Here is a 23,490-nt window from a genome sequence, read left to right on the forward strand (position 1 = left end):
TTGTCGCAGATCAGGTGCAGGTCCAGCTCGGGCGGCGTGTTGGCGTCGATGGTCTTGAGGAAGCGCAGGAACTCCTGATGGCGGTGCCGACGCTGATGCTGGCCGATCACCTTGCCGGTGGCGATGTCCAGCGCGGCGAACAGGCTCGTGGTCCCGTGCCGCACGTAGTCGTGGGTACGGCGCTCAGGCACGCCCGGCATCATCGGCAGCATCGGCGCGGTGCGATCGAGGGCCTGCATCTGGGACTTCTCGTCGACGGCGAGGACCATCGCCTTGTCCGGCGGGTCGAGGTACAACCCCACCACGTCACGGACCTTGTCGATGAACAGCGGATCGGTGGACAGCTTCCAGGTGTCCACCAGGTGTGGTTTGAGCCCGAACGCCCGCCAGATCCGCGATACGGCCGTCTGGTTGAGCCCGGCCGCCTTCGCCATCGATCGGGTTGACCAGTGGCTATCCCGGTTGCACGGCACCTCTTCGAGGGTCTTGACGATGACCGCCTCGACCTGCGCGTCGGTAATCTTCAGCGGTGCGCCAGGACGAGGCTCGTCCAGCAGCCCTGCCAGTTGCTGCGCGATGAACCGCTTTCGCCATTTCCCAACCGTCGGCAGCGACACCCCGAGCTGCCGCGAGACCTCGCTGTTGGACAGGCCATCCGCGCACGCCAACACGATCCGCGCACGCAACGCCAACGCCTGCGCCGTTTTCCCACGACGAGCCCAGCCCTGCAACACGTCCCGATCCTCGGCGCTCAACGCCAGCAACGCCAACTTCGGACCACGACCATCACCCATGCCATCAATCTAGCAATGAATCAACGACTCAGGACACTAGGGCCCCCGGGCCCCCAGGCGACAACTCGACCAAAAGCCACATTCGCGGACTACTCCGGGGCCCTGCGCCTATTCCCATGCCGATGACGACCATACCGCTGTCGACGCCCGCCAACCCGAATTTGGGTGTCGACGCGGACCAGGGATAGTGAGGCTCCTCAGCGAGGCCTCGCGCTGACCTGGGCCTTCTTTCACCCGCTGGGCTTCATGCCACCGAACCGCGGAGGTGGTTTCGAAGCATTTTTGAAGTGGGGTTGAAGCCGGTGCCCAATAGCCTGCCACCGATTGAGCGAAAAACCGTCAACACGATGCGAATCCGTTGGATTCCTGAATTCGTGGACGCCAAGGAGGCAACTATGAATGGAAATAATGTGACGGCTCCTACGGCGATTGGGGACAGGCGCCAGCGTCATACTCGCCGAGGGCTGTTGGGCTTCATCCCCCTCGTCGCCGTGGCGACCGTGCTGGCGGCGAAACCGGCGCAGGCAAGTCCCGGCACCGTCGAATGTCTGGCCGACTTGATGGTGGCGCGCTGATGACCGCCATCACCTGGCTCGCGGACGTGCTTCGGAGCGCTGGCGTAAAGGTCGTGGAGGAGGGAGACTGGCGGGCCCGTTCGGCGGGCGGAAACTTCAACCCGATCGGTGTGCTGTGGCACCACACTGCTGGTTCTAACAGCGGTCCGAATAATCCCCATCCCAGCCTCGGGCTCGTCATCAGCGGCAGGCCCGATCTGCCCGGCCCGCTCTGCCACGCGTTGGTCGACTACAACGGGGTCTTTCACCTCATTGCAGCCGGCCCAGCCAATCACGCCGGCCCTGCGCGTGCGAGCGGTCCCATCCCAGCCGGCGCAGGCAATGCGATGCTCATCGGCTGGGAGATCGACTACTCCGGTGACCAGCCATATCCTCAAATCCCCGATCAGGCCATGTCCCCGGCCCAATACGACGCATCGGTGAAGGCCACGGCGGCAGTACTCAAACACCTCGGCCGTGACGCCAGCTACGCGCGCGGCCACCGCGAGACCAGCACCACGAGCAAGATTGATCCTTCCTACGTGGACCTCGACCGCATGCGCGCCGACGTTGCACAGCAGACGCTGGCGAGGTTGTCGAATGTGGCGGTTTATCGTGGTTCGACGAGTAGGTTTTACATTCGTACGCTCGATGGTAGCGGCCAGTTGCCTGAGGTTTTGTTCGGTCAGAGCGGTGATTTGCCTGCGGTCGGCCATTACGAGAACAGCGCGTATGACAACCTGGCCGTCTACCGGCCTTCAGACGCGGCGTTTTACCTGCGGATGGCCAACGGCACTGTGAACCGGATCCAGTTCGGAGCGACCGGCGACCTGCCCGCTCCTGGGCATTACGAGAACAGCGCGTATGACAACCTGGCTGTCTACCGGCCTTCGGACGCGACGTTCTATCTGCGTTGGGCCAACGGAACCGCCGGCCGTGTTCAGTTCGGTGAGCCTGGCGACCTGCCTGCCATCGGGCATTACGAGAACAGCGTGTACGACAATCTTGCTGTCTACCGGCCCTCGACTGCCACCTTCCATATCCGCATGGCCAACGGAACCGTGTCCAAGATTCAATACGGCAACGTCGGTGACCTGCCCGCACCGGGCTACTTCGAGGGTTTGGCCTACACCAACCTGGCTGTCTACCGGCCCTCCACCAACAGTTTCTACATCCGGAAGGCCAACCTGAGCACCCAAACAGTCGTGTTTGGTGCCGGCAACCTCGGCGACGTACCCGCAATCGGCAAATTCCAGTAACACAACAAACACCTCTCGGGCGCCCACCCCAGCCCCCGGGGCACCCGAGAGACCCCGCCCTTGCAACACCAGGCTGGCACCGGCCCAGCGCGCTGTCCACATCCATGCAGCTTCTGGCCAACGGATCGACACATGAGCCGGTCCTGTCGACCCCCGTTACCTAATGAGTCCCGAACGGCCCGCCGTGGTCCACAGGATGCCTGCCCGTTACCTGGCCTCTGAGGGTCTTCAAAAATCGGCAGCGTGGGCTCGGCGAGCCGTTCGTGTGGTGGTCCGGCTCGTCGAGGGCATGCCTGCACACCTCTGGACTGCTTCAGGTCTCGTGCAAGACCGGCGGATCTTGGCAATGCCGGACCACCTCATGACCAAATGCCGTTCAGATAAGGATCTTGGGGCAGGCCAGGATGAGTGTGGGTGGTCCGGAGTGGCGGATGATCTTGTCGGTGGGTCGTTTGATGCGGTAGGAGTTGTGTCGGCCGCGTTTGATGGCTCGTTGGCAGGTGCGGTGTCGGCGTTCGGGTAGCGGGTGACGCAGGATCTCGGCGTGGGCGTCGGTGATGGCAGTCCTCAGGCGCTCAGGGGGAAATGGCCGCCTGGTCGGTGACCTGGCGGCGCACGAGACGGAGTCCGCGTATGCAGGACAGCCGGTCGGGGTCGTAGCCGGCTTCGTCGGCGGCGTCAACGAGCAGGGCCCGGATCGCGTAGTGCGCGAGCAGCAGACCCCACATCTGTTGTTCGACAAAGTCAGGGGTCTTCGACCGGAGGACCTCACCTCGACCGCGGAGGTCACTTTTGATCTCTTTGAGGGCGGATTCCTCCTCCCAACGATCATGGTGGGCGGCAGCCAGGTCCATCGCGGGTACCTCGTGTGGATCGGGGATGGTGGTGATCACGGTGATGAGGTCACCGTCGGGGTTGCGGTCGGGCACGCTGTAGTCCACGACCCGCACGAGGCGGGCGGTGTCAGCAGGAACCTGACCTCCGTCGGTCACCGTCTGGGCCAGGTGGCGGCGCCGCTGCGCGGACAGCCCTGGCCGGTAGATCAACGCCAGGTAGGAGCCGTCGAACAACCACCGCACCAGTTCCACCGATACCGACGCTCCGACGCGCCGGGCGAGGTCCGCGACGCCAGCGGCGAACCGGTTGAACAGCTCGAAGGAGTAGAAGCCGCTGTCGGCCAGCAGCAGCATCCCCGGCTCCACCACACCGGTCAGTTCCCCGGCCTGGGTGCGTTCCCCGAGGCTGCACGGGCCCAGGACCGCCCCGACCACGGCCCGGCTGCCGCACTCAATGACCGCGGTGACCTGCACCTTCGGATAGGCCGACGCGTTCGCCTCGGAACCCATCCGCCCGAAACGCTCCACATTCGCCGACGTGTCAGCCACATCGAAACTGGTCCCGTCGATGGCCATCAGACGGCGGCCGGCCAGCCAGGCACCCTTGGTGCCCGCGCCCGCCACCGGCACCGCAGCCCGTGCGAACAACTCCTTCACCGGCGCCATCCCCAGGCGCTGCCGCGCCTGCGTGATCGCCGAAGCGGTCGGGACCTGCCAGTCATCTGACCAGGAGCCCATCACGCGCAGGCTACCAACCAGCCGCCGCATCACCTCCTCAGCAGACTCCTGGCCGTACAGACCCATCGCGATCACGTACCGGATCACCATGTGCGCCGGGAGTCGACGGCTGCGCTTCTCCCGACACCCCGTCCGGTTGATCACTTCCTCGAGCAGATCACGATGAAACCGAGCCGAGAGCACACCCAGACCAATGTGGTCAGTCATCCGCCCCGAGGGCACCGCCTGCGACGTCACGACCGGCAACCGTACCGACCCTCGACATCACCCGTCAGCCCGCCACCCTGACCAGCACCGACGCCCTATCTAAACGGCATTGGGCCATGACGGCGGGTCCGTTGCCGGTTCGGGCTTGGTGTGAGTCCTCACGGAACGATGTCCCTGACGTGATGTAGGGAGCCTTTTTCAAGCTGCAAGGCCAGTTTGAAAAAGGCTCAAGGTGCGGTTAAACGGCACATCTCCGGACTACTCCGGGCAGGGCCCCGGAGTGTTCCGTGATTGTCTGTTTTGATCATAGGATCCGGTGGAGGGTGAGGGCGGCTGCGGGGGTGGTGTGGGCGCGGCGGGCGCTGGCGGTGTTGGCCCAGCGCGTGAGGCGGAACGTGCCGCAGATGATGTTCGCGGAGGACGGCCATGCCGCCGGGGTGTGGTGGGTGCAGATCTGGCTGGCGTCTTCCCCGAAGGTCACGTCGCGTATCCAGTGCACGCTGTTCTCGATAGTCCACGGGCCCACACGGCGATCTCTTCGGGTCGGGCCTGGTGGGCAGATCCGTGATCGCGTAGACGACCTCGCTGGTCCACTTCTTCGTGCCCAGTTCTTCGTGCCCAGTTGGCGGCGCCGGCGACGGACCCGTACGACCTGGCGGGCATGGGAAACAGCAGATCATCCACGGTGACGACCTGATGAACCCCCCGGGTCAGATGGAGTCCTCATACTGTGACTAGTGCCGCGTCAGGCAATGTTCGCCTCGGTCTTGCCGGTCGAGTGCAGATCGCGGAGCACGTAGTTTGGCTGGATGCATTCGCATCTGAGCTTCGAGAACCCTCCGGCGTTGCCCCACGAGGCGGTGGTTGAGGTGTTGGAGCGGGCCCTGCATGACCGCTCGGCGGAGGGCGAGGCGGCGAGTGTTCTGGTCGGGACGGCGTTGAACGACAACGACGCGGATTTTGTCGAGCGCTGGTGCAGGGAGGTCGGGACGCGGGCTGTTCCGGGAAGCCCTCTGCTCGGGCTGGCCGGCCTGTGCCTGGGACACGCTGCTCGACGCTTCGGCCATCTCAGCGACGGGGCTCTTGCGCTGGTGGAGTCGCTGGCGTCGCGTGCCGAGGCAGATCCGTCGGACGTCGACGGTCGAGCTCTCGACGGATATGACGACGTCCGGAGCTTCCTGCACCTGTGGTGAGGCCGTCCACGGGTGCGGCTTAGGCAGCGTTAGCCCTGGTCACAAGGGTAGCCAGACGTTTGTTGGTCGCGTTGTTGTTCCGCCAGATGATGTAGCGGCGGATCATGCTGCCCTGCGCTTTGTGGGTGGAGTGGTCGGTGCCGTCGAGGGCGAAGTAGCGCAGGGCGGTGAACTGCGCCTCGATCCGGTTGAGCCAGGAGCTGTTGGTCGGGGTGTAGGCGATCTCGACGTTGTTGCCTGCGGCCCAGTCCGCGACGCGACGGCAGCGCTTGGTGGTCAGGTGTGGGGAGAAGTTGTCGCAGATGATCGCGATGCGCCTGTCGGCCGGGTGGAGGGAGCGCAGGTAGCGGCAGAACTCCAAGAACTTGGAGCGGTTCTTGGAATGCTTGATGTGGCCGTAGAGCTGGTCCTTGCCCAGGTCGTAGGCGGCGAACAGGTGCCGGACCCCGTGTGGGCGGGTGTAGGTCGCGCGGCGGCGTGGCCGCGGTTCGCGGTCGGGGTCCTTGTGCTTACCGCCGCGTTCGGCCCACTGGCGGCCAGGGTGGGGCTGGAGGTTGAGCGGCCCGAACTCGTCCAGGCAGAACACGATCTCGGGTTCGCCCGGCTCGGGCAGAACCTCGCCGTCCGCGATGGCATAGAGGTGCTCGACGCGGGCCTTCTTGACCGCGTAGTCGGGGTCCCGGGAGGTCTTCCAGGTCTTCATGCGTTGAAAGGTGACGCCTTCCTCGCGGAGCAGGATGCGCAGGCCCTCGTGGCTGATGTCGTCGACCACCCCCTCGGCGACCAGGAAGTCGGCCAGCTTGACCAGGCTCCACGTCGAGAACGGCAGGCCCTGCTCGACCGGCCTGGACTTGGCGATCTTCTTGATCTCGCGTCGTTCGGGCAGGGTGAACGTCCTGGGTCGCCCGCCCTTGTACTTCGGGTAGAGCGAGGTGAAGCCGTCGACGTTGAAGTTGTGGATCACGTCCCGGACCCGATCCGGGCTGGTGAACGTCACCTCGGCGATCCTGGCAACGTCCATGCCCTGCGCCGATAACAGCACCATCTGAGCTCGGCGCCAGGTAACCACTGACCCGGTCCCTCGGCGGACGATCCGCAGGAGCCGTCGCCCCTCGTCGTCATCGACCTCTCGGACCCGCACACGCACCGTCACCTGCTCAGCATGATGGACGACGCGCCGCCCAGATCACATCCGGACGGCGCGTCGCAGCAGGGCAAACGTTTCTTGATGCGGCACTAGGACGTCGGGGTGGCGGGCGTTGGCGTTGCGCCAGCGCAGGTAGGCCTGCAGGCGTCGGGTCAGCGCGGGGTGGTTGGGGTGGTTCGATCCGGCGATGACGAAGGTGCGTAGCGGCCCGAACTGGGCCTCGATCGGGTTGGCCCAGGAGGCGTAGGTCGGGGTGAAGCACAGCTCGACCTTGTTCCGGGCTGCCCACTGCCGGATGGCGACGCCCTTGTGCGCGGACAGGTTGTCCAGAATGACGTAGATCGGTGCCCCGTCCGGGCGGGCGGCGCGGATCGACTTGAAGGCGGCGAGGGTGTTCGCGGCGCTCTTGCGGCGGCGCACGACGCCCCAGAGTTGATCGTCGCCGACGCTGTAGCAGCCGTGGAACTGCCGGACGCCGTGCAGCTTGTGGTAGTTCGCGGGCAGCCGATGGAGATGGCCTGCGGGCGCCCAGCCGGTGCCGGCCTGTGGGCGGATGACCAGGGGCCCGAGCTCGTCGAAGGCGAACACCCGTTGGGGAAAGTGGGCGCTGACGTACTCGATCCGGGCGAGTTTGGTGTCACGCTGCGGGTCGGTGGACTCCTTCCACGTCTTGGTCCGTTGGAAGGTGCCCCGGTGCCGGCGCAGCTGTTCCCGGAGCGTGCGACGGCAGCGCGCGTCGGGCACGCCAGCCGACGTACGCGCACCTGGAGCACCACCGGCCGGGCATTCACCGGCCCATCCGCGGGTCCGCTGGTGATAGCTGTGCACCCGTCGAGACAGGGCCCTAGCGAGACAGCCCTCTGCGGCGGCCCCGTTCCGGTCAGGCAGTTGGTCCGCGAGGACGGAGCGGAGATGTAGAAGCTCCGCTGACGATAGGTTAGCGTAACTGTATGGCGGAACGGAGCGAGCGCGGACGTTCAGTGTTTGTCTACCGTGTCGGGTCTGGCGCGGGCGTTCAGGACGTCATTTCGGTGATGGAGCACGAGTGGGTCAGCAAGAACGGGCTGCCCACCGAGGCGATCCTGGGCATGATCCGAAGGCCGCGAGGTTTCGGCGACGATGTCAGTCCCGACAAGTTCGAGGAGAATCCCGGCTTTGTGAGATTCCTGCATGAGTTGATTTCGGAGCATGTCATCGAACTCGGGCAAGTGGCGCGCGGGGCCATAGGCCAAGACGGCGCCCGCATCTATCTCGTGGACGGCCGGACGACCCGGCAGGGCGGGGAAGTGGCGCTGCAGGATGTGATCGGTATGGTCGCGGTGGACGACGGGAGGCCTGTGGCGGGTTCTTATCAACCGAATCCAGCCCATCGCCTGTACACCGCCGATGGCTTTTTCGTCCTTCCGCCGGAGTTGGAGTCCGTACTGCGCCGCGAGATCCTCGCGCGCGGAGGTCAGAGCTAACTGAGCCTTTCCGCGTAACGAGTCGTGGCAGTGTGTGATCACGCTGTGAACCTGCGATACCGCTGGATAGCCGGGTCGCCGCGACGACCAGCGCGGACATCGGCGTCGACACGGTCGCGATCAGAGGGTTGTAGCCGCGAAGCCACAGGTGGTAGCGCGTTCGACCGCGCCGGCTTCCAGCGATAAGCAACGCGAAGCGCCGCATTTAAGTGGCACACCCGCGTTGTTCTGCCAGCGGCGAATACCGGCCCGACCGGGCTCGACGATCACTAGGCTCAGTCTCATGACGACGATTACAACGCGCACGGTCGAGTACCCGGCCGACGGCCTAACGATGATCGGGCACATGGCGCTTCCGGCTGGTGTCGACCGGCGGCCCGCGGTGCTGCTCGGGCCAGAGGGGCCGGGGCTCAGCGACGTCGAGCGCAGCCGGGCCGACACCCTGGCTGAGCTGGGGTACGTGGCGCTGGCCTTCGACATCCATGGCGGGCGCTATCTGGGCGACCCCGAGGAGATGTTGGCCCGTTGCATGCCGCTGCTCACCGACCCTGACCGGATGCGGGGCATCGGCCACGCGGCGCTTGACGTGTTGTGCGCCGAACCACGGACCGACCCCGAGCGGATCGCCGCCGTTGGCTACGGCACCGGGGGGGCTATCGGGCTGGAACTCGGGCGCGACGGCGTCGACCTACGCGCGATCGGGACAGTCAACGCACTGACCACGGGCCGACCGGGTGAGGCGGCGCGCATCCGCTGCCCAGTGTGGGCCGGGGTCGGGTCGGAAGACCCGATCATGCCGCCCGCGCAACGGGACGCATTCGCCGCCGAGATGCAGGCCGCAGGCGTCGACTGGCGCCTCGTGGTCTACGGCGGCGCCTTACACGCTTTCCACCACCCGCCGGTCGACCAGCCCGTGGTCCCCGGCGTCGGCTACCACCCACGGCAGGCGCAGCGAGCCTGGCGCGACGTCGTCGCTCTGCTCGACGAGTGCCTGCCCGTGACGGAGTGACCTGGTCGGCAACCGCGATTCCGGGCCGCGAACCAGGCCGGTCGACCGCCACCGGCTCCAGTCTGTGGGACCTTACCGCAGCTCAGCTGATGGTCGCGGACAAGGGATACGTGTCCGCGGAGCTGGACCGGTGGCTGGCCGAGCGTGGGTGCGGCTACTACGGCCGTCGTACCGCAACCGCGTCCCACGCCCGGACGATCACTTACTGAAACCGATCCGGCAGCTCATCGAGTCCGTCAATGACACGTTCAAAGATAACCTCAACCTCGACTTCGACGGTAGACGCAGCATCGAAGGCGTCACCACACCAGGGCCCTGGCAAAGATGCTCCTATCGGTGTCAAGCCGCGGGTTGAAGATCGTGTGCTGTGATGAGCTGGTAGAGCTCGCTGGCGACGCAGCGCTTGAGGCGGCGGATGATCGCCTTCTTGGGACATGCCTTACTTGGTGCGTCGCTGCATGTAGTCGGCCTTGCGTGGATTCATCGTGAGTGCGACGCGGTAGAGCGCGGCGTTGGCCTGTCTGTCGCCGCCGCGGTTGAGCCGGTGTCGGGTGGTCTTGCCGGAGCTGGCCGGGATGGGAGCGGCCCTGCAGAGCATGGCGAACGCGGCTTCGGAGGCGAGCCGGTCGTGGTTCTCGCTGGCGCTGACCAACGGCTGCCCGGCGACGTCGGGTCCGACGCCGTTCGCGGCCAGCAGGGCCGGGTTGATGGCGGCGGCCAGTGGTTCGAATAGTTCGCCGAGGTTGGCGATCTCGGTGGATAGGTGCTGGTGGCGGCGGGCCAGCGAGCGAAGCGCGATGGCGACGGCGACGGCGACGGCTGGGATGGCCGCGTCGGCTTGGTCGGGTTGCAGATTCGTGCAGGTGGCGGTCAGTTTCGTGATATCCAGGCGGCGCATCTGGCGCGTAATACGTCGGGGGCGGTGACGATCAGGGCCTTCATCTGCCGTTGGGTCTCGGCGCGCTGGTCGACGGCGCCGCGTCGGGCCACGCGCAGGTTGCGCAGGGCCTCGATTTGGCCGTCGCGCTGCTTGGGGTGCCGGTGCTTCGCCTGCCAGCGCGGCCTGGATCGCGTCGATCGGATCGGCTTTGCCATGGAACCGGCGGGTCTTGCGGGCCGGCCGATCGACCTCGATCACCTGCATCTGCTCGTCCCGCGGCAGGCGGACCAGTCCCGCGCCGTAGGCGCCGGTGCCCTCGACTCCGACCCGCCTCAGCCGGCCAATTCGTGCATCCAGGCCAACAGGGCGGCGTAGCCGGACGCCGTCGCGGGGACCTGCTCGGGGCCCAGAGCCCGCCCGACAAGCTCGATCACCGCCGCGGTGTGGATGTCCTGGTGAGTGTCGACCCCACCGACGAGAGCTCGGCTTCTCAGGTGTAATGGGAGACATCGTCGTCCTGTCGCTCGTCGCGGTGGGGCAGGGCGGCACGCACCACCCGGGCAACGCGGACAAGACAGAGATGGGGCCTCTGACCAGGCTCTTAGAAGTCACAACGCCACGTCCGGTGCATGCACGAGCGCCTACCGGCCAGGGCCGACAATCTTTGAAGGACCCGAAGTCAGTCGTCCGGTGGGTCAGACCCTGCCGGGAGGCGCTCACGAACATCATCTCTGTCCTCAGATGATGCCGAGTAGCGCCAGTCGGCGGCTGCTGTCGCGAGCGTGGTGGCGGTTGGCGGCGGCGATGTTGGTGACTCCGGGCAGGCGTAGGGCGCCGATGGCGGCGTTGCACAGTGCGGCCATGACGTCGGCGGTGATCACGGTGCCGCGCAGGTCGCCGATCTGGTTGAGGAGCGGGCCGAACCGAGTGATCTCGTTCGTCTACCATCCACGTCGGTGCTGGCCAGGACCACGCCGGCGCCCTGGTCGCAGGCGGCGAGGATATGCCGGGCCGTGGTCTCAATAGTGCGGGAGCCGCCTAGCGTCTTACCGTCCACGGCGATCGCCTGCCGCTCGGCCGGCATTGTGGTCCGGGTGGAGAGCCAGCCGCTGATCGCTGCGGTGAACAGGTCCGGGTCCAGGGCCTGCAACAACCGGAGGATCGCCGCCTCCGACGGGTGCCGGTCCGGGGGCGATAGCCAACGCGAGCACTGGCCGCTCTGCCGGATCCCCGGGCCCGCCGCGGTGTCCGGAACCGGTTGACCGTGGTGGTGACCGAAGCGGTCTGTGCCGTGGCGGCCGGCTACCGCTCCTACAGCGCGATTGCCGAGTGGATCGTTGATGTCCCTGCTGCGACGGCGGTCGCGTTGGGTATCGCCCCGGACCGGCACCCATCGGAGGCGATGATCCGCCGGTTGTTGCAGGCCCTGGACCCGGACCTGCTCACCGCGGCCGCCAACGGCTGGCTGGGCACCCGGACCGTGGCGACAGCGCCGGCCCAGCGGCGGGCGATCGCCGTGGACGGCAAGACGCTACGTGGCTCCCGCACCACCGACGCCGCTGCCCAGCATGTTCTCGCCGCCCGCGACCAGGCCACCGGCGTCGTCCTCGCCAGCACCGCCGTCGACGGCAAGACCAACGAAATCACCCGCTTCGCACCGCTGCTCGACCAGATCGGCAACCTGCGCGGCACCGTGATCACCGCCGACGCATTGCACTGCCAGCGCGGCCACGTCGCCTACCTCTCCGAACGCGGCGCCCACTGGATCCTGACCGTCAAGGCCAACCAGCCCACCATGCACGCCCAACTCGCCGGCCTGCCCTGGCGGGCCGTCCCCGACGCCGCACGCGACACCGACTGCGGCCACGGCCGCCGCGAATCCGCACCGGCACGTGGATGGCGTGGCGGCGTGACCTTCGGCCGCGGGTTGGGCAGATTGACGTGGTGTCTACCCGTCGTGGCTACCCCTCCGACCTGACAGACGCCCAATGGGCGCTGATCGAGGCTTTGCTGCCAGGGCCGAACACGGACGGCCGGCGGGACAAGCACCCGCGGCGGGAAATCGTCAACGCGATCCTGTACGTGGTGCGGTCCGGGTGCCCGTGGCGGTATCTACCGGCGGATCTCCCGCCATGGCAGACGGTGTACTGGTACTTCACCCGGTGGGAAGAAGCCCGCGTCACCGAGAAGCTCCTGGCCACCCTGCGGATCAAGGCCCGAGTGCAGCAGGGCCGAGAGCCCGAACCGTCGGCCGGGATCATCGACTCACAGAGCGTGAAGGGCGCTGACACCGTCGGCCGGGACAGTCACGGCTACGACGCGGGCAAGAAAATCAACGGCCGGAAACGGTTCATCGTCACCGACACCCTAGGTCTTCTGGTCACCGTGACTGTCCTCGCCGCGAGTTGGCAGGACCGCGATGGCGCGAAGGCCGCCCTGCTGGGCGCCTACATGGCCACCCCGATCCGACACGTCTTCGCCGACCAGGGCTTCACCGGACGACTCGTCGACTGGACCCGCGACATCCTACGCATCACCCTCGAGATCGTCCGCAAGCCCACCGACCAGCGCGGCTTCGCCGTGCATCCGCCGCGGTGAATGGCGGAACGAACCCTGGCCCGGCTCACCGCCAATCGCCGACTCGCCCGCGACTACGAACGCCGCCCCGAGGTCTCCGAAGCCATCATCCGCTGGGCCGCTATCGCCGGCATGACCCGCCGCATCACCCGCGGTCGACCTGCCCGCCGCCAAGCCCGCCGCACCTTCAACTGGACCTGATCGCGCCATCTCAAACACGCACTCAGGCCCGTCTAGCCTTCTAATCCGTAGGTGGCTGTTGTGCTCGCTCATTTGCTCAATCGTCATTTCGGTCGCCGCCGGCAAGCTCTCCCGGGGCTGAATCGGTTGCAGCAGCAAGCCAGCCTCTTGCTACACCGAGACCGATGAGTCGCTTGGCGTAATGCCACAGCACGTGGGAGGCGTCCTGGATAACCGACTTCCGGAGCACGACGTCGTCGCTCGTTACGCCGGGGGTATGCCAAGTGCCACCTCCGGTGTTGAAGTTCATCAGCGTCGGCTGCAGTCGGTCCATGGCCTTGGCGAACCGCGCCTCGGGCGTCGCGTGTGCCTCGAACTCCTCCCAGAGCCCGTGGAAGGTGTCAGCCTGGTCGTCCGGAAGTAGCGCAAACAGCCGACCGGCGGCATCTCGTTCCCGTGCTACCTGCCCCTTAGCTCCTTCATTGTCGTAGACGAAGGTGTCACCGGCATAGATCTCGACGAGGTCATGGACGATGACGAGTTGGAGCGTACGACCGACATCGATCGGCTGATCGGAGTACTCGGCCAGCACGCACACCATGAGTGCGAGGTGCCAGGAATGCTCCGCGTCGTTCTCAAGGCGGTTGGCCGCGATGAGAGGAGACCGTCGCATCACCGTCTTGAGCCGGTCCACCTCGACGACGAACTCCATTTGTCGCGCTAGCCGCTCAGGAAGGCCCCGTGGTTGGTCGATGTCGCGGGCGAGGCCGCCGTTCACGTGGTGGTGCTGCTATCGCGCGCAGGCTCTGCGGACGCGATGAAGCTGCCCACCGCGTTCGTCACGGTGGACAGCGCGCGCTCGGCGTCCACGGTGACGGCGATGTCGATGTTCGGCTCCCTGTCCCAGACTCTTTTCCAATCCGCGACTGTCGCTCCGGCAGTCAGCGCGCCTCGGCACTCGACGTCGACGGCGGTTGGCTGTACCGATACGAGGGTCGGGTCCATGGCGACTGCAACTGTGAGGGGGTCATGGAGGTAGATTCCGTAGAAGCCGTGGAGCTGCTGGTGATATTCCGCGTACTTGCGGATCGCACCTTCGAGGTAAGCGAGGAGTGGGTTGCTCGGCGTTCCCCATGGCCCGGATCTGGGGGCGATGGTGAACTTGTCGCCGGAGATCGCCGCGAGACGCTCGATGTGCCGGGGCATTAGCTGAACCTGGTGGGATACGTCTAGGCCGATCGCGGTCGGACGCGTCGTGGCCGAGCTGAATTCGCTGATGGCGATCCGCGCTGCCTCGGGATCGGCCTGGATGTTGAATTCGGCGGCAGGCGTCGTATTCCCGCCGACGGCGAACGCTCCGCCCATGAAGATCCACCGGCCGACCAGGCTCGGCAGACGAGGCTCGATGCGGAGCGCAAGAGCTATGTTCGTCATTGGCCCCGTGCTGATGAGGGTGATCTCACCTGGTCGGCGACGAACCTCCTCGGCGATGAACTGCGCCGCGTGAACGTCGATGCTCGGCCCCAGATTCTCGGCGATCGTGGCGTACCCCCGGCCGGCCCCGCCGTGGACCCAGGCATTGTCCAGACCGACCGGTTCCCGTACGAGGGCCCGATCCGCGCCCGCAGCTACCGGTATCTCCTCCCTCCGGCAGTAACGCAGGATGGTACGGGTGTTCGTCAGCACATCCGGAAGGGGCGTGTTGCCGGCGACACAGGTGACGCCCACGAGATCGATCTCCTCCGCGGCGCAGGCGAGCATTAATGCAAGGGCGTCGTCCACTCCGGTGTCCACGTCGAGGATGGTCGGGGCCGCAGGGCCACGGGCGGACTTTTCGCGGTTCTTCATTACTCTTTTCCCCATCAGATCGGTGATCCGTCGCCGGACCGTGGCGAGACAGTGGAGCCCTGTACCGGGCCGGGCCGTTCGCCGGCCATGAGCCGGCCGATTTCGGTGCAGTCGACCTGGTCGCCGGGCAGCTCCGCGACAATCTTGCCGGCGTGGATGACGGCGACCCGGTCGGCGAGCGAGAGGACCTCATCGAGCTCCGCGGACACGAGCAGAACAGCTGCGCCGGCGTCGCGGGCCTCGACGATCCGGCGGTGAATGAGCTCAATCGCCCCGATGTCGACGCCCCGGGTTGGCTGGGCCGCCACGAGCAGGCGGGGCCGGGCCGCCATCTCGCGGGCGACGACCACCTTCTGCTTGTTGCCACCGGACAGCGACCCCGCAGGAGCGTCAATCGAGGCCGACCGGATGTCGAACTCCGCACAAAGCGCGGTCGCGTGCTCTCGGATGGCGCGGATGTTGCGGATCCAGTGCCGGGAGTAGGGCTCGGCGTCGAAGCAGTTGAGGACGAGATTATCGGCGATTGAGTACGTCGCGACGATGCCGTGGCGCTCGCGGTCCTCGGGGATGTGCCCGACGCCGGCCGCATTCGTGTCGGCCGGGGTGGACCGGGTGATGTTCCGTTCGCCGAGCCGGATTGTGCCGGACACCGGTGGCCGCATCCCGGCGATCGCCTCGACGAGTTCGCGCTGGCCGTTGCCCTCGACCCCGGCGATGCCGACGATCTCGCCGGCGTGCACCTCGATCGAGACACCGTTGACGGAAGTCAGATGGCGGTCGTCGCGGACGACGAGGTCGCGGATCGAGAGCACGGCCTCGCCGGGTGTCGCCGGTTCCTTGTCGACGCGGAGGATAACGTCGCGACCGACCATCATCGTGGCGAGCCTGGTGGCGTCGGTTTCGTCGGTGTGGACCGTGCCGGCGACCTGGCCCCGGCGCAGTACGTAGACCCGGTTCGCGACGGCGAGGACCTCGCGGAGCTTGTGGGTGATAAAGACGATCGCCGTGCCTTCTGCGGCGAGCTCGCTCAGTACCCCGAGCAACTCGTCGGTTTCCTGAGGGGTGAGGACAGCGGTCGGCTCGTCGAGGATGAGCAGGTCGGCCTTGTTGGAGAGCGCCTTGAGTATCTCGACTCGCTGCTGGGCGCCCACCGGGAGATCCTCGATCCTGGCATCGGGGTCGACGGCGAGTCCGTGCTTCTCGGACAGCTTCCGGACCATCATCCGGGCGCCCTCGAGGTCGAGACGGACGCCGCCGCGCACTGGTTCGTGGCCGAGGATGAGGTTCTCTGCGACCGTCATAACCGGGACGAGCTGAAAGTGCTGGTGGACCATCCCGATGCCGCGCCGGATCGCGTCCTTGGGGTCCTTGATCGGGGTGCCGTCGCCCTTGATTACGATCCGGCCCCGGTCCGGGCGGGTCAGTCCGAAGATCTGCTTGACCAGGGTCGACTTGCCGGCGCCGTTCTCGCCGAGGAGGGCGACGATCTCGCCCCGCTCGATGTGCAGGGTGATGTCGGTGTTCGCGTGGACGGTTCCGTAGGACTTCGATAGGCCCTCGATGTCAAGGACGCGCTCTCCTGTGCTGGCCCGCCGGCCGCGAGCAGCCGTGGGCATGTGCCTTGCTTCGGTCACTAGCCTTCTCCCTTGATAAACGGGATGCCTTCGGCGGCCGGAGCCCGGACGCGGCCCGCCGCTGCTGCGAGGACGACGAGAGTGAGGACGTATGGCAGGAGTGTGATGAACTGCTGCGGGATGTCGACTACTCCCTGGAGCTGGGATGCAAGGGCATTGGCGAACCCGAAGAACATCGCCGCGGCGACGGCCCTCAGCGGCCGCCAGGCGCCGAAGATCATGATCGCCAGGGCGAGGAATCCGCGCCCCGCGGACATGCCTCGGCTGAATGAGCTCGTGGCCTCCATGGAGAGGTAGGTGCCGCCGGCGCCGGCCAAAATCCCGGCGAGAACGACGTTGACGAACCGCATCCGGTTGACGTTGATACCTGCTGTGTCGGCTGCCGAGGGGTATTCACCGATCGCCCGGGTCCGCAGGCCCCACCGGGTCCGGAACAGCGCAAAGTGCAGTAGCGGCGCGACGAGGAGCGCGAAGAGGGCGATCGGGCCGGTGTGGAAGAAGGTGTCGCCGATGAGCGGAATGCTCGACAGAACGGGGATATTCCACTGCGGCATATTTGCCGGCAGCTGGGCACCGGACTGGTAGAAGAAAGAGGTGATGCCGGTCGCGACAATGTTGATCACTACGCCGGCGATGATCTGATCCATCCGGGCTGTGACGGTCGTCCACGCGAGGAAAACACCCATTGCCACCCCGGCGAGAATCCCCGCGGCAACGCCGGCGACGAGCGACTTCGTCGCCGCCGCAGTGAAGAACGACGCGAACGCCGCGGTAAGCATCTGGCCTTCGATACCGATGTTGACGACGCCGGAGCGCTCACTGACGACACCGGTAAGCGCTCCAAGGACGAGTGGCACTGCGTAGAACCACGCGTTGGAGCACATTGACGTCGCGACATCCTGGTCGACGAAATAGAAGACATAGGCTGTGATCAGGACAAGCACGGACGTCCCGACGGTGAGTGGCCGCCGGCGCAGCCGTGCCACGATGCCACTCATCACGCCCCCCAACTGCTGGCGAGCCCGCTGCTCTTGACCGCGTGGCGGCGAAAGATCAGTTTGGCTATGAGCGGCAGCGAAACAAGGAGCAGGGTGGTGGCGAGAAGCATATCGACGATCTCCGGCCGGAGCCCGGTGTCGAAGCCAAGGTGGGGAGCACCCGCCCGCATTGCCGCGACGAGGAGCGCCGCAGGGATCGTCCCTAGTGGATTACCCCGGGCGAGCAGCGCGATCGTGATCCCGTCGAAGCCCAGGTTGGCGGCAATACCGTCCTGGTAGCGGTAGGGGTCGACCTCGACGAGCTCGATCGCGCCGGACAGGCCAGCGCACGCCCCCGCGATCCCCATCGCGAGGATTGTCGTCGCGCGGATCGAGATCCCGGCATATAGGGCGGCGTGCCGATTGCGCCCGATCGTCTCGAAGCGGAACCCGAGCGTGGTCCGTCGCAATACCCAGGCCGTCACGACGGCAAGGACCAGGGCGATCGGCAGCCCAATCGGTACGACCCCGGCTGAGGGCAGCTGGGCGGCGCCGGCCACGGCGTGCGATGCCGGGTAGGGCACCGCCTTGTCTGCGAGCGGGCCGTTGAGCAACCAGTCAATCAACCCGCCCGCGATTGAGTTGAGCATGATCGTGGCGATAACCTCGTGAACACCACGAGCTGCCTTCAGCAGGCCGGCGATCGAGGCCCACATTGAGCCGGCCAGGACGCCGACGACCATCGTCACGACAATCGTCACACTCCCAGGTGCGGACCGCAGGGCATAGGCCGCCGCGGCTGCACCGATCGCGCCCACCATGAACTGGCCCTGGCCACCGATGTTGAACAGGCCGACGCGGAGCGGGATCGTCACGGCGAGGCCGCAAAGGACGAGCGGCACCATCTTTTGCAGCGTCGCGGTTAGGCCACTGCCGTCGAAGAGTGCATAGGAGAAGAGGCTCTGGTAAGCATACGCCGGGTTGATGCCCTGGCTGCGGATCAGCAGCGCACCGATGAGGAACGCGGCCACCAGAGCGACAAGCGGAACGACGATCGACTGCTCACGGACTAGGAGCCCAAGGGCCCCGCGCGGAGGTGCGGTCCCGTCGCTTTCGGGCTCGACCGGCGGACTGGGCGTCGGTTCTTCCGCGCCGCTCGCGGTCTTCCGAGGGGTCGGTGGAGGGGTCGGGGTACTCATCGGCGGACCTCATGCTCCTTCAGGGGCGGGCTAGAGCACGACGTTTGTCTGCAGCGAGCCATCGGCGAGCTTCTTGACGACCTGTTCGACCTTGGTCTTCACCTCAGCCGGGATTTTGCTGTCGAAATCGTGGAACTGCGAGATCCCCGTTTTGCCCATGAAGTTGCCGCTCTTCATCGTGCCGTCCTCGGCCTGGCCGAGTAGCTCGGCGACACCGTCGGCGATGAGCTTCTCGGCCGAGGTAACCATGCATGGGCGCGCTTCGGGAAGAGTGCTCCACTGGTCCACATCGACGCCAATGCAGAAGCGCGTGGTGCCAGCGTCGGAGGACTTCGCAACTTCGTTCAGGGCACCGTTCCCGGTGTTGCTGCCGATGCCGAAGATGACATCGACGCCTTGGGCGAGCTGCTTCTTCGCCTCACCGGCACCCCACACTGGATCGTTGAACGGCTGACCGCTGGCCGGGTGGTAGACCCCGACGACCTGGACGTTCGGGTTCGATGCCTTGGCACCCGCCTCGTAGCCCTTGAAATACTTCTGCACCGGCGGGATCTCAAGGCCGTTGATGGCACCGATCTTGCCGGTCTTGGTGAGCAGGCCTGCAAGGTAGCCAACGGCGTAGCCGGCCTGGTCGGCCGGGAAGGTAAGCCCGGTGAGGTTCGGGCTCTTGACCTTCTCGGTATCAATCATTTCGTCGACACCGATGAATTTGGTGCCGGGGTTCTGGGCCGCCGCGGCTGCAGTCGGGTCGGTCATCAGGAAGCCCACCGTGACGACGGCGTCGTACTTCTGATCGGTGAACTGCTTGATGTTCGCCGTGTAGTCCTTCGCGTCGGTCGTCTCGATGTACCGCACGTGCGCGCCGAGCGTGTCCCTAGCCCTCTGCACTCCTCCCCACGCCGCCTGGTTGAACGACTTGTCGTCGACCTTGCCTCCGTCAGTAACTAGACCGACACAGAAGGTCTCTGGTGACGAACAGTCGAGGTCGGATGTCGCATTGGAGCCGGCACCTCCTGTTGAGCCGCCGCAACCGGCTAGGCCGAGCGCCAGGATGCAGATCGGCGCCGCAACGATGAATTTGGACCTCATGAGACCTCCTGTGGTTCTGGCTGAGCTACGAGTTCCGCGGCGGAGCGCGTGGTCGGCGGTGCGGGCTAAACGCAACGTCCGGTCGTGGCGATTTGCTTGCGCTACGCGCGTAGACTTGGCGGACACTACGCGCGTAGACTCCATGAGTCAACGCCCTGTTCAAACTTCAACAGGTCACGAAACGGCGAAAGAAGGATGTATGAACACCGCACTGGGAACAGCGCCGCCGGCCACGTCTCGACGGCCCGTGGGGCGCGTAGTCGTCGTCGGATCGATCAACGACGACCTCGTATTCTCCGTCGACGCGCTGCCGTCATGGGGCCAGACCAGCGAGGCCCTGAGGGTAAGCCGTCTCCCCGGCGGCAAGGGGGCCAACCAGGCGGTGGCTGCCGCACGCTTCGGTGCGGAGGTCCACATCATCGGCGCGGTTGGTGATGACGAGGCGGCCGGCATACAGCTCGACGCACTGCGTCGCGAAGGTGTCGGCATCGGTGGTGTGTATCGAGTCTCGGGCACGTCGACCGGGATGGCGGTGGTCCTGTCGGTGGCCAATGGCGAGAACATGATCGTGCTCGCCTCCGGCGCCAACCACAGGCTCGACCAGGATCGAGCCGAGGCTTCCCTGGAAGCTCTTGCGCTGACCGCGAGCGACGTGTGCCTGATCAGCTGCGAGATCCCAGCAGCCGTGGTGGACCTGGCCGTGCGGCATGCAGCCGATCGCGGGGCCCGGGTCGTCGTCAATCCGGCACCGGCGCGCAAGCTTGGGCCCCTCCTGCTCGCTGCGCACCCCATTCTCACGCCGAACGCCGTCGAACTTGTACAGCTTTGCGAGCTGCATCAGCTGCCTCACGACCCTGTCGCCCTGAGCCGTCTGACCGGAGCGCCGGTGCTGGTAACCCGGGGTCGCGACGGCGCCGAGCTGGCGAGCGACGGGACAGTTCGACGATTCGCCGCGGTGGAGGTCGCTGCTGTTGATACCACTGGAGCCGGTGACACGCTCTCGGGGACACTGTGCGCCAGGCTCGCAGCTGGCGTACCCCTCAACCATGCCGCAGCCGAAGCCGTGTCCGCCGCCAGTCGCTCCGTCACGGCCGTCGGCGCCCGCGCCGGGATGCCGACCCTGGAAATGGTCCGGCCGACGGAGCCGGCCACGTTCGCGGCGCCCGTCGAGCCTGCTCCCTAACTAAGATCGTCGTGGTCTGTTGTCCGACGCATCCAGGAGAAGGAGCGAAGCGTGGTCACACGAGATGACGTCGCCCAGCTGGCGGGGACGTCGACGGCGGTCGTCAGCTATGTCCTGAACAACGGACCACGTCCGGTCGCGGCTGCCACCCGGCAGCGCGTCCTGCAAGCCGTTGAGGACCTCGGCTACCGGCCCAACGCTGCCGCCCGGGCGCTCTCACGTCGGCACGACGATGTCATCGGGCTCGTCGTTCCCAACTTCGACAATCCGTACTTCGCCGCGCTCGCCACTGCGATCGAAGGGGCCGCAACCGCCAAGGGATACAACGTCATCCTCGGCAACGCCCGCCACGAGGACGAGCGTCAGGCGGCATACGTCGAAACCTTCCTCAGCCGCCAGTGCTGTGGGCTGATCCTCGTCGGAGCGGCACAGGAGTCAGACGGAAGGAATGGGCCCCGCACCAGTGCGCTCCTCAAGCGCGAACAGGGAATCCCGCTCGTCTCTTTTGATCCGCTTCCTAGCGGCGCACGCGGAACAGTGCTCGCCCCGGACAACGTCAATGGTGCCGCAGCTGCCGTCGAACACCTCCTCGGCCATGGGCACAGCCGCATCGGCATGTTGGCCGGCCCAGAGAGGTTCATGGCGGTGCAGAAGCGGGAGCAAGGCTGGCGCGAGACCCTCGACGCCGCTGGCATCGACGCCGCGGGTCAAACCGTGATGCGGAGCCGCTTTGATCGCTACGAAGCCTTCGATCTCACCGAACGCCTACTGCGGTCACCGCAGCACTTCACCGCACTGTTCATCCACACAGACGAACAGGCTATTGGCGTGATCCATGCAGCGCGCGCCGCAGGGCTTACCCTGCCTCAGGACCTCGCCATCGTGTCATTCGACGGGATCCGCGAGGCTGGGCTCATCACCCCGCAACTGACCACAGTTCAACAGCCGATTGCCCAGTTGGGTGCCCGGGCCGTCGACCTCATCCAGACACAGATCGCCAGACGGCCCACAACCCGCTCGACGGAGCAGTTGACCTGCCAGCTGGTGACACGGACGAGTTGCGGCTGCCCCGGGTGATCCCGGCCGCGATCAAGCACAGCGCCCTACTCCGAGCTTGTTTTAGAACCGCACCGGACGGTTCGGCTGCTATCGACCTCGTTCGTGATCGGCGGGGCGCCTACCTGCGGCGAAGGAAGTCCTTCACGGAATGTGAGGTGTGGCTTGTACGGCCTTGAGCGGCCTGGTCATGTTCTCAGTGCGGTCGGTGTGCTGATGGTCGGAGAGAGCAGGCCGGCGATGGCGCGGATAGTGGCGTCGAGGTGCTGGCGTCGACCGTGGTAGCGGCCCAGGATCCGCCAGTTTTTGAGGTATCCGATGACGTGCTCGACGCGAACGAGCCGCGAGGAGTGCCGGTTTGCGCGCTCCCGCATGCGCGGCGATAACGCTCGGCGGCAGCGAAGTTTGGCCTTTACCTGGCTCAGGGTTGGAGGTGATCACGGCGCCGGCGCTGCCGGCACCGGGTCCGTTCTAGTGATGCAGCTGGCTCAGGACCATCCCGTCGTCCTCGCGCTAATCGTTCTCACCATCGTGGCTGCGTTCGTTGGCGCGTTCTACCTCAAGGTCGTCAAGGCCCGGCGGCTGGCGGAGTGCGAGCGCAACATCGCGGTCACCGACAGCATGACCGGCACGGAGTTCGAGCACTTTATTGCCCGCCTCATGCGCCGCTCGGGTTTCAGGCGCGTCGCGGTGTCCGGGAAGTCCGGTGATATGGGCTGTGACGTGGTCGGGTACGCGCCGGACGGCCGCAAGGTCGTGGTGCAATGCAAGCGGTACAGCTCCAAGCTGACCAGCCCGGACGTTCAATGGTTCGCCGGTACCGCCCGCGATATCCATCGCGCCGATGTCCCCCTGCTGGTGACCACCGCGCACGTCACCAACCCCGCTCGCGATGTCGCAAAGCTATGCAACATCACTTTGGTCGACCGCACGCTGCTGTCCCAGTGGGCTACCACCCATACGCCGCCGATCAAGGGCTGGCCCAGCCGGAAACGCCACCAGTCTGATCCGCAGGTGACCGCCGTAGCACCGCCGCCCACCGCCGCAGTACACGCAGGCGACCCGGCCGTGGCCAGCGCGGCCCCACCGCCCGCCACCAGCCCGCTGACGGCTCCGCCCAGCCGTGCACCTGCTGCGGACTGGTGGAGTGACCACCCACCCCTTGAACACCACCGCCACCGGCTGGCCGCAACTGCGGCCTGCTCCCCCACACCCCCGGAGGTCAGCCATGCCTTTACGGCCGAGATCAGCCGCACCAACCCGAGCTGTTTCGTGTTTCGGCTCGACCAGTCCCACTCCATGATTGACACCGTCGGCGACGCGGAGATTCACCAGCGCAAGGCCGACGTGGTGGCCGATGCCCTCAACCGGCTGCTGACTGGACGTTTGCTTCATCTTCGCGCCAGTAGCGGTCGATTTGCGTCTCGGGCTTCGATGGCGCAAGGTGCCCGACCTGACCGGGAAAGGGCGCATCCCGGTCGATTCAGCCCTGACCGGAATCAGAGCATTCCGCCCCGCGATCGTGTCTGATTCACTTTCACTCCGACATCGACGGACATGAAGTCCGTCACCTCCGTGTCCTCGCGCCGTACGCCTGAGTCATGACCGCACGGCGACCCTATCCGTCCGACCTGTCCGACGCCCGCTGGGCCCTGATCGCACCCCGC

24 protein-coding genes and 2 pseudogenes are annotated in these 23,490 nt (G+C 66.3%); 10 read left to right on the plus strand and 16 right to left on the minus strand.

From position 1 onward, the window contains the following. Positions 1–794: IS630 family transposase (locus ABZS40_RS34060; RefSeq protein WP_354948481.1), on the minus strand; the 794-nt coding region annotated here is incomplete at its 3' end. Positions 795–1,081: 287 nt separating this feature from the next. Between ABZS40_RS34060 and ABZS40_RS34065 the strand changes: the two genes are divergently transcribed. Together ABZS40_RS34065 and ABZS40_RS34070 are read left to right on the plus strand one after the other, a co-directional pair. Next, positions 1,082–1,369, plus strand: coding sequence for a hypothetical protein (locus ABZS40_RS34065; RefSeq protein ID WP_354948483.1), 288 nt, complete (start codon positions 1,082–1,084; stop codon positions 1,367–1,369). Continuing rightward, positions 1,369–2,607 carry an N-acetylmuramoyl-L-alanine amidase gene (locus ABZS40_RS34070; RefSeq protein WP_354948485.1) on the plus strand — a complete coding sequence of 413 codons (1,239 nt, stop codon included), beginning with the start codon at positions 1,369–1,371 and terminating at the stop codon, positions 2,605–2,607. Before ABZS40_RS34065 ends, ABZS40_RS34070 begins: the two co-directional genes overlap by 1 nt. Before the next feature lie 575 nt (positions 2,608–3,182). Here ABZS40_RS34070 and ABZS40_RS34075 read toward each other — a convergent pair. Together ABZS40_RS34075 and ABZS40_RS34080 are read right to left on the minus strand one after the other, a co-directional pair. After that, the gene (locus ABZS40_RS34075; RefSeq protein ID WP_354948487.1) at positions 3,183–4,388 is read right to left on the minus strand and encodes an IS4 family transposase; all 1,206 of its coding nucleotides are present in this window, start codon (positions 4,386–4,388) and stop codon (positions 3,183–3,185) included. Between the two features lie 304 nt (positions 4,389–4,692). Further along, a complete protein-coding gene (locus ABZS40_RS34080) occupies positions 4,693–4,869 on the minus strand; it encodes a hypothetical protein (RefSeq protein ID WP_354948489.1) in 177 nt (58 codons plus the stop codon). Positions 4,870–5,197: 328 nt separating this feature from the next. On the opposite strand from ABZS40_RS34080, the gene ABZS40_RS34085 reads away from it, so the two are divergent. Then, positions 5,198–5,581 (plus strand): hypothetical protein, encoded by a 384-nt coding sequence (locus tag ABZS40_RS34085; protein WP_354948491.1) that lies wholly within the window; start codon positions 5,198–5,200, stop codon positions 5,579–5,581. A gap of 19 nt (positions 5,582–5,600) precedes the next feature. Here the strand turns inward: ABZS40_RS34085 and ABZS40_RS34090 are convergent, their stop codons facing one another. Together ABZS40_RS34090 and ABZS40_RS34095 are read right to left on the minus strand one after the other, a co-directional pair. After that, on the minus strand, positions 5,601–6,734 hold the full coding sequence (locus tag ABZS40_RS34090; RefSeq protein ID WP_354948493.1) for an IS630 family transposase: 1,134 nt from the start codon (positions 6,732–6,734) through the stop codon (positions 5,601–5,603). An 84-nt stretch (positions 6,735–6,818) separates the two neighbouring features. Next, positions 6,819–7,445, minus strand: a pseudogene (locus ABZS40_RS34095) (transposase); the annotation flags it as partial. Between the two features lie 233 nt (positions 7,446–7,678). Here ABZS40_RS34095 and ABZS40_RS34100 point away from each other — a divergent pair. Further along, on the plus strand, positions 7,679–8,191 hold the full coding sequence (locus tag ABZS40_RS34100) for a hypothetical protein (RefSeq protein ID WP_354948495.1): 513 nt from the start codon (positions 7,679–7,681) through the stop codon (positions 8,189–8,191). A 283-nt stretch (positions 8,192–8,474) separates the two neighbouring features. Then, positions 8,475–9,200, plus strand: coding sequence for a dienelactone hydrolase family protein (locus tag ABZS40_RS34105; RefSeq protein ID WP_354948497.1), 726 nt, complete (start codon positions 8,475–8,477; stop codon positions 9,198–9,200). 439 nt (positions 9,201–9,639) lie between these two features. Here the strand turns inward: ABZS40_RS34105 and ABZS40_RS34110 are convergent, their stop codons facing one another. The 4 genes from ABZS40_RS34110 to ABZS40_RS34125 all read right to left on the minus strand — a co-directional run bounded on the left by ABZS40_RS34110 (position 9,640) and on the right by ABZS40_RS34125 (position 11,230). Next, entirely contained in the window at positions 9,640–10,098 is a 459-nt protein-coding gene (locus tag ABZS40_RS34110) for a transposase (protein ID WP_354948499.1), read from the minus strand. Beyond that, positions 10,071–10,295 carry a hypothetical protein gene (locus ABZS40_RS34115; protein ID WP_354948501.1) on the minus strand — a complete coding sequence of 75 codons (225 nt, stop codon included), beginning with the start codon at positions 10,293–10,295 and terminating at the stop codon, positions 10,071–10,073. The genes ABZS40_RS34110 and ABZS40_RS34115 overlap by 28 nt, the downstream gene beginning before the upstream one ends. A 522-nt stretch (positions 10,296–10,817) precedes the next feature. Further along, positions 10,818–10,943, minus strand: coding sequence for a hypothetical protein (locus tag ABZS40_RS34120; RefSeq protein WP_354948503.1), 126 nt, complete (start codon positions 10,941–10,943; stop codon positions 10,818–10,820). 14 nt (positions 10,944–10,957) lie between these two features. Beyond that, the gene (locus ABZS40_RS34125; RefSeq protein WP_354948505.1) at positions 10,958–11,230 is read right to left on the minus strand and encodes a hypothetical protein; all 273 of its coding nucleotides are present in this window, start codon (positions 11,228–11,230) and stop codon (positions 10,958–10,960) included. A 69-nt stretch (positions 11,231–11,299) separates the two neighbouring features. Between ABZS40_RS34125 and ABZS40_RS34130 the strand changes: the two genes are divergently transcribed. Both ABZS40_RS34130 and ABZS40_RS34135 read left to right on the plus strand, forming a co-directional pair. Then, positions 11,300–12,058 (plus strand): ISAs1 family transposase, encoded by a 759-nt coding sequence (locus ABZS40_RS34130; RefSeq protein WP_354948527.1) that lies wholly within the window; start codon positions 11,300–11,302, stop codon positions 12,056–12,058. Then, positions 12,016–12,858, plus strand: a pseudogene (locus ABZS40_RS34135) (IS5 family transposase). The gene ABZS40_RS34130 and the pseudogene ABZS40_RS34135 overlap by 43 nt, the downstream one beginning before the upstream one ends. A gap of 76 nt (positions 12,859–12,934) precedes the next feature. On the opposite strand, the gene ABZS40_RS34140 reads toward ABZS40_RS34135, so the two are convergent. The 6 genes from ABZS40_RS34140 to ABZS40_RS34165 all read right to left on the minus strand — a co-directional run bounded on the left by ABZS40_RS34140 (position 12,935) and on the right by ABZS40_RS34165 (position 19,584). Then, on the minus strand, positions 12,935–13,549 hold the full coding sequence (locus tag ABZS40_RS34140; protein WP_354948507.1) for an HD domain-containing protein: 615 nt from the start codon (positions 13,547–13,549) through the stop codon (positions 12,935–12,937). A 62-nt stretch (positions 13,550–13,611) separates the two neighbouring features. Further along, positions 13,612–14,685 carry a nucleoside hydrolase gene (locus tag ABZS40_RS34145; RefSeq protein ID WP_354948509.1) on the minus strand — a complete coding sequence of 358 codons (1,074 nt, stop codon included), beginning with the start codon at positions 14,683–14,685 and terminating at the stop codon, positions 13,612–13,614. 14 nt (positions 14,686–14,699) lie between these two features. Next, positions 14,700–16,301 (minus strand): ABC transporter ATP-binding protein, encoded by a 1,602-nt coding sequence (locus ABZS40_RS34150; protein ID WP_354948511.1) that lies wholly within the window; start codon positions 16,299–16,301, stop codon positions 14,700–14,702. Positions 16,302–16,318: 17 nt separating this feature from the next. Further along, positions 16,319–17,317, minus strand: a complete 999-nt coding sequence (locus ABZS40_RS34155; RefSeq protein ID WP_354948513.1) for an ABC transporter permease — start codon at positions 17,315–17,317, stop codon at positions 16,319–16,321. Continuing rightward, the gene (locus ABZS40_RS34160; protein ID WP_354948515.1) at positions 17,317–18,327 is read right to left on the minus strand and encodes an ABC transporter permease; all 1,011 of its coding nucleotides are present in this window, start codon (positions 18,325–18,327) and stop codon (positions 17,317–17,319) included. Before ABZS40_RS34160 ends, ABZS40_RS34155 begins: the two co-directional genes overlap by 1 nt. Positions 18,328–18,525: 198 nt before the next feature. Then, on the minus strand, positions 18,526–19,584 hold the full coding sequence (locus ABZS40_RS34165) for a BMP family ABC transporter substrate-binding protein (RefSeq protein WP_354948517.1): 1,059 nt from the start codon (positions 19,582–19,584) through the stop codon (positions 18,526–18,528). Between the two features lie 199 nt (positions 19,585–19,783). Here ABZS40_RS34165 and ABZS40_RS34170 point away from each other — a divergent pair, with 199 nt between their 5' ends. Together ABZS40_RS34170 and ABZS40_RS34175 are read left to right on the plus strand one after the other, a co-directional pair. Beyond that, the gene (locus ABZS40_RS34170) at positions 19,784–20,767 is read left to right on the plus strand and encodes a ribokinase (protein ID WP_354948519.1); all 984 of its coding nucleotides are present in this window, start codon (positions 19,784–19,786) and stop codon (positions 20,765–20,767) included. 51 nt (positions 20,768–20,818) lie between these two features. Then, positions 20,819–21,844, plus strand: a complete 1,026-nt coding sequence (locus tag ABZS40_RS34175; protein WP_354948521.1) for a LacI family DNA-binding transcriptional regulator — start codon at positions 20,819–20,821, stop codon at positions 21,842–21,844. A gap of 167 nt (positions 21,845–22,011) precedes the next feature. On the opposite strand, the gene ABZS40_RS34180 is transcribed toward ABZS40_RS34175, so the two are convergent. Continuing rightward, on the minus strand, positions 22,012–22,197 hold the full coding sequence (locus tag ABZS40_RS34180; RefSeq protein ID WP_354948523.1) for a hypothetical protein: 186 nt from the start codon (positions 22,195–22,197) through the stop codon (positions 22,012–22,014). 103 nt (positions 22,198–22,300) lie between these two features. Between ABZS40_RS34180 and ABZS40_RS34185 the strand changes: the two genes are divergently transcribed. Then, positions 22,301–23,353 (plus strand): restriction endonuclease, encoded by a 1,053-nt coding sequence (locus ABZS40_RS34185; RefSeq protein WP_354948525.1) that lies wholly within the window; start codon positions 22,301–22,303, stop codon positions 23,351–23,353. Positions 23,354–23,490 lie beyond the last annotated feature (137 nt).

Source organism: Micromonospora sp. NPDC005324 (genome assembly GCF_040607155.1).
GTDB classification, from domain to species: domain Bacteria; phylum Actinomycetota; class Actinomycetes; order Mycobacteriales; family Micromonosporaceae; genus Micromonospora; species Micromonospora trifolii.